The sequence below is a fragment of the Pararhodobacter sp. genome, from assembly GCF_034676075.1.
Taxonomy (GTDB): Bacteria; Pseudomonadota; Alphaproteobacteria; order Rhodobacterales; family Rhodobacteraceae; genus Pararhodobacter.
On record NZ_JAUCCQ010000215.1, the window covers coordinates 1 to 3,228 of the forward strand.

The window sequence follows — 3,228 nt, forward strand, 5'->3', positions numbered from 1 at the left end:
CGGGTCTATATGTAAGGCGCAACGCAGGTCAGCCCGAGGAAGAATCATGTCCGACACCAAGCACACCCGCCTTCTGATCATCGGCTCGGGCCCGGCTGGCTATACCGCCGCCGTCTACGCCTCGCGCGCCATGCTGCAGCCGGTGCTGGTGCAGGGCATCCAGCCGGGCGGGCAACTGACCATCACCACCGATGTCGAGAACTGGCCGGGCGATGTCTCGGTGATGGGGCCCGACCTGATGGGGCGGATGGAGAACCACGCGCGTGAGATGGGGACCGAGATCATCTCGGACATCATCCTGTCGCTGGATCTGTCCAAACGTCCCTTCACCGCCAAGGGCGACAGCGGCACCACCTATACCGCCGACGCCGTGGTACTGGCGACCGGCGCGCAGGCCAAATGGCTGGGGCTGGAGAGCGAGCAGAAATTCCAGGGCTTCGGCGTTTCGGCCTGTGCCACCTGCGACGGGTTCTTCTATCGCGGCAAGGAGATCGTCGTGGTCGGCGGCGGCAATACGGCGGTGGAAGAAGCGCTGTTCCTGACCAATTTCGCGTCCAAGGTGACGCTGGTCCACCGTCGTGACAGCCTGCGGGCCGAGAAGATCATGCAGGAGCGGCTGTTCAAGCATCCGAAGATCGAGGTGATCTGGGACAGCGAGATCGTCGAGATCGAGGGCACCGAGATGCCGCTGGGCGTGACCGGCGCCCGGATCCGCAACGTGAAGACCGGCGAAGAAAGCCTGATCCCCTGCGAGGGCTTCTTCGTCGCCATCGGCCATGCCCCGGCCTCGGAACTGGTCAAGGACCAGCTGAAGCTGCATTCGGGCGCCTATGTCTGGGTGGAGCCCGGCTCGACCCGCACCTCGATCGAGGGCGTCTTCGCCGCGGGCGACCTGACCGACCATACCTACCGTCAAGCGGTGACCTCGGCCGGCATGGGCTGCATGGCGGCGCTCGACGCCGAGCATTGGCTGGCCGCGCAGGAATAAGCGCGGGGTTTCGCCCTCGGCCCCCGCTGTCGCGGGCGCCTCGGGCGACCAGCGGCGCCGCGTTCCGCGGCGCCGAAGAAGGGGGGCGCTGCCCCCCTCTTTGCTGCGCAAATTCACCCCCCGGGATATTTGCAGAACGAAGAGGGGGTGGGGCGCGCCCGGGTTCGAGGTCGGGCGCTCGGGATCGGTGCGCGGTCAGCGGGCGTAGAGTTCGAGCGGATCGTAGAGGAGGCCGGAGCCGCCGAAGGCTACCTCGGGCAGGCTGTCGGGCTTGAAGCGCAGCCCGGCCAGCTCGTCGCGCGTAACCCAGCGCTGGCGGTTGACCACGCCTTCGGTGTCGATCCAGGTGCCCTTGGGCAGCGCCAGCGCGGTAGCGCGGAAATAGATATCGACCTGATGGATGCCGCTTTCGGGGTCGTGGAATTCGTTGACCAGGCAGGGGTCGCCGACGCGGATGGCGATGCCGGTTTCCTCGTGCACCTCGCGGATCAGGTTGTCGGGGAGCGAGGCATGCGGCTCGACCCCGCCGCCCGGCACGCACCACAGGTCGCTTTCATCGCCGGGCCAGGCATTGACCAGCAAAAGCCGCCCGCCCCGCAGGATCACCGCCCGGACCGACAGCCGCACCCGGGGTTTCACTCGCGTCATTTTGTCCGCCTCCTTCGCTTGCGCGGCATTCTTCCGCTTCTGCATCGGGAAGGCGAGCCCTATACTCGGCCCATGCGCGCCTTAGCCCTGATCCTGTGCCTCATGCCCCTGCCTGCCAAAGCCGAATGCGTGGTCCTGTTGCACGGGCTGGCGCGGTCGGATGCCTCGATGCTGGTCCTGCAGGAAGTGCTGAGCTTCCACGGCTACCGCGTGGTGAACGAGACCTACCCCTCCGACGATGCGCCGATCGGCGATCTGGTGCGCTATGTCGGGCGTTCGGCGGCGCTCTGCGGGCAGGAGCGGATGCATTTCGTCACTCATTCGCTGGGCGGCATCTTGGTGCGGGCCTGGCTGGCTCAGGGGCATCCGCCGAACCTGGGCCGGGTGGTGATGCTGGCGCCACCCAATCATGGGTCCGAGATCGTCGATGCGCTGCGCTCGAACGAGATGGCCAATGACATCGCCACCTTCTTCAACGGCCCGGCGACGGCGCAGCTGGGCACCGATCCGCACTCGGTGCCGAACAACCTGCCGCCGGTGGATTTCGATCTGGGCGTGATCGCGGGCGACCTGCCGATCAATCCCATCGGCGCGGCGGTGATCGGCGAGCGCTCGGATGGCACGGTCTCGGTCGCCTCGACCCGGGTCGAGGGGATGCGCGACCATATCACCATCCCGGCCTCGCATACGCTGATCATGATGAACCCGATCGCCATGGCCGAAGTGCTGGAATTCCTCAGGAACGGCGTCTTCGACCACGGCATCACCTATGTCGGCGCGTTGCGCAAACTGGCCCGGCGCTGGCCGGCGATGGAGGCTGAACCATGACGATCCGCATTGCCATGTGGTCGGGACCGCGCAACCTGTCGACGGCGCTGATGTATGCCTTCGCCGCGCGGGGCGATTGCGCGGTGACGGACGAGCCGTTCTACGCCGCCTATCTGGCGATGACCGGGCTCGACCACCCGATGCGGGAGGCGGTGCTGTCGAGCCAGCCGCAGGATCCCGCGGCGGTGGCGCTGGCGGGCGAGGCGCCGGACGGCCAGCCGATCTGGTATCAGAAGCACATGACGCAACACATGCTGGAGGGCGTGCCGCGCGACTGGATGGGCGATTGCCGCCATGCCTTCCTGATCCGCCATCCGGCCCGGGTCGTGGCTTCCTATTCCAAGAAGCGCGAGGAGCCGGTGCTGGCCGATCTCGGTTTCCTGCAACAGGCGGAACTCTTCGACCGGGTGGCGCAGGCCGAGGGCGTGGCGCCGCCGGTGATCGATTCCACCGCGCTCAGGGCGGCGCCCGAGGCGCGGCTCAAGGCGCTGTGCGAGGCGCTGGGCATCGGCTGGACGCCGCGGATGCTGCGCTGGGAGGCGGGGCCGAAGCCCTATGACGGGGTCTGGGCGCCGGTCTGGTATCACGCGGTCCATGCCTCGACCGGGTTCGAGGCGGCCGAGGGGCCGTTGCCGGAGCTGCCGCCCGCCTATGCCCGGCTGGCCGAGGCGGCGATGCCCGCCTATGAGGCGCTGGCCCAGCACGCGCTCTAGGGAGGGGTTTCGCCCTCGTTGCCCGCTGTCGCGGGCGCCTCGGGCGACCAG

At 67.9% G+C, this 3,228-nt stretch carries 4 protein-coding genes; 3 read left to right on the forward strand and 1 reads right to left on the reverse strand.

The annotated features are described in order from the left end of the window. The first annotated feature begins 46 nt into the window (after positions 1-46). Positions 47-988 (forward strand): thioredoxin-disulfide reductase, encoded by a 942-nt coding sequence (gene trxB / locus VDQ18_RS23305; RefSeq protein WP_323023242.1) that lies wholly within the window; start codon positions 47-49, stop codon positions 986-988. Between the two features lie 195 nt (positions 989-1,183). Here the strand turns inward: trxB and VDQ18_RS23310 are convergent, their stop codons facing one another. Beyond that, positions 1,184-1,636: an NUDIX hydrolase gene (locus tag VDQ18_RS23310; RefSeq protein WP_323023243.1), complete on the reverse strand. Its 453-nt coding sequence runs from the start codon at positions 1,634-1,636 to the stop codon at positions 1,184-1,186. A 72-nt stretch (positions 1,637-1,708) separates the two neighbouring features. Between VDQ18_RS23310 and VDQ18_RS23315 the strand changes: the two genes are divergently transcribed. Both VDQ18_RS23315 and VDQ18_RS23320 read left to right on the forward strand, forming a co-directional pair. Then, a complete protein-coding gene (locus tag VDQ18_RS23315) occupies positions 1,709-2,464 on the forward strand; it encodes an alpha/beta hydrolase (RefSeq protein ID WP_323023244.1) in 756 nt (251 codons plus the stop codon). Beyond that, positions 2,461-3,177 (forward strand): HAD family hydrolase, encoded by a 717-nt coding sequence (locus VDQ18_RS23320; RefSeq protein WP_323023245.1) that lies wholly within the window; start codon positions 2,461-2,463, stop codon positions 3,175-3,177. Before VDQ18_RS23315 ends, VDQ18_RS23320 begins: the two co-directional genes overlap by 4 nt. The last annotated feature ends 51 nt before the right edge of the window (positions 3,178-3,228 follow it).

Coding starts and splice junctions, on each gene's coding strand:
- trxB (WP_323023242.1), top strand. CDS start 47: ATGTCCGACACCAAGCACACCCGCCTTCTGATCATCGGCTCGGGCCCG.
- VDQ18_RS23315 (WP_323023244.1), top strand. CDS start 1,709: ATGCGCGCCTTAGCCCTGATCCTGTGCCTCATGCCCCTGCCTGCCAAA.
- VDQ18_RS23310 (WP_323023243.1), bottom strand. CDS start 1,636: ATGACGCGAGTGAAACCCCGGGTGCGGCTGTCGGTCCGGGCGGTGATC.
- VDQ18_RS23320 (WP_323023245.1), top strand. CDS start 2,461: ATGACGATCCGCATTGCCATGTGGTCGGGACCGCGCAACCTGTCGACG.